This is a genomic window from Armatimonas sp. (genome assembly GCF_964826245.1).
In genome coordinates, this window is sequence record NZ_CBAYMC010000365.1 from 1 (window position 1) to 3,271 (window position 3,271).

The following is a 3,271-nucleotide window of genomic DNA, read 5'->3' on the forward strand; positions in this document are numbered from 1 at the left end:
AGTCCTTCAGCGATCAACTCACCCTCCCCTTGCCTTTAGGTGAGGGGCCGGGGGAGAGGTTTGCTCGCGGTACAATACTTCCCGTGGAATACATCAAGATTAAACGGGCGCTGCTCTCCGTCTCCGACAAGACCGGAGTCGCCGAACTGGCGTAGGTACTGGCGTCGCGTGGGGAATTAGGCGGCTTTGGGGCGGGGTGTTGTGCTCTCGCGGTGTGTGATGTACTCGGCGAGCTGACGCTCTAACTTCTGGATCATCACTTCCACCCCCTCGGCTTCAAGGCGACGAAGCTCAGGGTCGCCGGTTTTTTCCGCGAGAAGGCTGTCACGAAGCGCGTAGAGGCGCACGATGCTCTCATGGGTGGCGCGTCGCTCTTGCTCACTTCTGAGCATTGGGAACTTTCGCCTTGCCAAAGAGCTTGATTTCCAACTGTTCCCAGAACTTAGGATTTGTGACCACTAATTTGGAAGCGAGTCCTTCAGCGATCAACTCATCCAATTTCGGTTGGTGTTTCTGTGTCTCATCCATGCTGGAATTTTACGGCATGGCGTAAAGTGGAAGCAATCTCCCCTTGCCTTTAGGTGAGGGGCTGGGGGAGAGGTTTGCTCGCGGTACAATACTTCCCGTGGAATACATCAAGATTAAACGGGCGCTGCTCTCCGTCTCCGACAAGACCGGAATCGTCGAGCTGGCGCAGGCGCTGGCGGCGCGTGGGGTGGAGCTGGTCTCTACTGGCGGGACGGCCAAAGCGCTCAAGGACGCAGGACTGGCGGTACGCGCCATCGACGAGCTGACGGGCTTTCCCGAGATGCTGGAGGGGCGGGTCAAGACCCTGCACCCCAATGTCCATGGCGGGATTCTCGCCGATCGGGACAAGCCGGAGCATCTGACGACTATCGCCGAGCATGGGATCGGGCCGATTGACCTGGTCGTCGTGAACCTCTACCCCTTCGCCAAGACCATCGCCAACCCCGATGTCACCCTGGAAGACGCGATTGAGAACATCGATATCGGTGGCCCCGCGATGGTGCGCTCCGCCGCCAAGAACCACCAGGGCGTCGCAATCGTGGTCGATCCCACCGACTACGCCCAGCTTCTGTCTGAGAACGACGGCGACGGCGTGAGCCTGACCCTGCGGCGCAAGCTGATGGCCAAGGCCTACGCCCACACCGCCGCCTACGATAGCCTGATCGCCAGCTACTTCGAGAAGCAGTTTGCCCCCCCCGCCCCCAATTCTGGGGGAGCCAGTGTTACTCTGCCGAGCACGCTGCGCCTGAGCTTCGAGAAAGTCCAGGATTTAAGATACGGCGAGAACCCGCACCAGGTGGCAGGCTTTTACCGTGACTCCCCCAATCTTGGGGGCGCGGCGACCACGGAAGCGTGTATCGGCAACGCTACCCGCCGCGATGACTCGGGGAAAGAGGTCAGCTTCAACAACCTCTACGACCTCGATGGCGCGCTGGAGCTGGTCAAGGAGTTCCCCGATGCCCCGACCGCGGCGATCATCAAGCACGCCAACCCGTGCGGCTGCGCCCAGGGCGCGACGATCGCCGAGGCGTTTGTGCGCGCCCGTGAGGCCGACACGATCAGCGCCTTTGGGGGGATTCTCGCCATCAACCAGAAATTTGACCTTGCGCTGGCAGAGCAGATAGTCGGACTAAACAACTTCCTAGAGTGCATTGTCGCGCCAGACTACGACGAGGCAGCGATCAAAAAAGTGGTCGGTGGCAAGAAGTGGGGCGCGAACCTGCGCCTGCTGCAAGTGACGGGGATCGCGGGGCCGGGTAAGGACGGCTATCTCCTCAAGCAAGTGGTCGGCGGGATGCTGGTCTCCACCCGCGACTACCGTCCGCTGAGTGAGAGCGATCTGGTCGTCAAGTCCGAGCGCCAGCCTACCGCCGATGAGCTCTCGGAGCTGCTCTTTGCCTGGCGCTGCGTCAAGCACATCAAGAGCAACGCGATTGTGATGACCAAGGGCCGCGCGATCCGTGGAGTTGGGGCAGGACAGATGAACCGTGTCCGCTCCGTGCGCCTCGCGGTCGAGCAAGCCGGTGAGCACGGCCCCGGCTCGGTGCTGGCCAGCGATGCCTTCTTCCCCTTCCCCGACGGCCCTGAGGTCGCGGCAAAGGCAGGTGTCACGGCGATCATCCAGCCCGGTGGCTCGGTAAAAGACCCGGAGACGATCGCGCTGTGCAACCAGTACGACATCGCCCTCGTCTTCACCGGCGTCCGCCACTTCCGGCATTAATCGCCGCCCCGTGAACGGGGCGTCAAGTAGCACTTCGTGCTGTAAAGCCCGTGCCGGGCTGCTGGATTTCCCAGCCCGGCACGGGCTTCGCGGCGGAGGAACGACGCCACTTCACGTCTTCTTCAGGAGGCGGTCAGCGCGGCCTCGGCCTCATCGGTCCAGAACTGACCGTCGCGGAGCTTCTCGTAGACGGTGGGACGTACGGTCTTGAGGTCGGGGAGCGCGGTGAGTGGTAGGTTCTCGATGTGAGGATAGATCACGGTCTTGCCTGCGAAGCGGCTGTTCTTCACGGCGGCAAGGCCTTCCGCGAAGGTTTCAAGACCGCCAATCGCCGCGAGGGAGTCGCCCGTGGCAAGAGTTCCGGCTTCGAGTTTCTCTTTGACCGCGTACATATCGGCGATACTGGAGCCCGACGTCCCCACGATCCGCACGTTCTTGAAGCAGATATCCGAGACATCAATCGTCGCGGTGGTGCCGCGTGCGACTCCCGCGAAGACATTGAGCACGCCGCTGTCGGCTAAGTACGGAAAGCTCTGCTCGATGGCCTCGATGCTGGGCACCATCACCACGATATCATCGAAGCCCTCGGGCGCGATGGCTTTTAGGTCGGGCTCAGGGCCGGTGCGGACATTGCAGAGAATCAGCTCGACCCCGCGCTCTTTCGCCAGCGAGCCAAACCGATCCGCAACGGCTTGCAGGCGGGCATCGTGGCGATCGGTGATGAGCAGCACGCGCGGCGGCTCGGGGAGCGCGAGCGCACGCTGGGCATGCATCATCCCCATCGGCCCGGCAGCCCCGATAAACCACGAAACCCCGCCGCCTAGAATCTCGTTGCGAGAGTTTTCTTTCGGCCCGATATAGGCGTGGCCATCGTAGTGCACCCGGCCTACATCCACCGCCACAGGGCGTGTGAGCGGCTTGTCGAAGTTAAGCAGCGCGACCCCGTTTTTGGTGAGCGTTTTTGCCTGCGCCTCGAACTCTTCGGGAGTCGGCGTGGTGTCAATGCGCAGGGTCGGCTCCGTG

4 protein-coding genes are annotated in these 3,271 nt (G+C 62.1%); 1 reads left to right on the top strand and 3 read right to left on the bottom strand.

Annotated elements, in window-relative coordinates:
- Positions 1–176 precede the first annotated feature (176 nt).
- On the bottom strand, positions 177–392 hold the full coding sequence (locus AC1XOS_RS21470; RefSeq protein WP_481964253.1) for a hypothetical protein: 216 nt from the start codon (positions 390–392) through the stop codon (positions 177–179).
- Positions 379–528, bottom strand: coding sequence for a hypothetical protein (locus tag AC1XOS_RS21475; RefSeq protein WP_481964254.1), 150 nt, complete (start codon positions 526–528; stop codon positions 379–381). Before AC1XOS_RS21475 ends, AC1XOS_RS21470 begins: the two co-directional genes overlap by 14 nt.
- Before the next feature lie 97 nt (positions 529–625).
- On the opposite strand from AC1XOS_RS21475, the gene purH reads away from it, so the two are divergent.
- Positions 626–2,248 carry a bifunctional phosphoribosylaminoimidazolecarboxamide formyltransferase/IMP cyclohydrolase gene (purH, locus tag AC1XOS_RS21480; protein WP_481964255.1) on the top strand — a complete coding sequence of 541 codons (1,623 nt, stop codon included), beginning with the start codon at positions 626–628 and terminating at the stop codon, positions 2,246–2,248.
- 122 nt (positions 2,249–2,370) lie between these two features.
- On the opposite strand, the gene AC1XOS_RS21485 is transcribed toward purH, so the two are convergent.
- The coding region (locus tag AC1XOS_RS21485) for a zinc-binding dehydrogenase (protein ID WP_481964256.1) at positions 2,371–3,271 on the bottom strand (901 nt) is incomplete at its 5' end.

Bases quoted from the DNA above. Each gene is read 5' to 3' on its own strand.
- AC1XOS_RS21470 (WP_481964253.1), bottom strand. From the start codon at position 392: ATGCTCAGAAGTGAGCAAGAGCGACGCGCCACCCATGAGAGCATCGTG.
- AC1XOS_RS21475 (WP_481964254.1), bottom strand. From the start codon at position 528: ATGGATGAGACACAGAAACACCAACCGAAATTGGATGAGTTGATCGCT.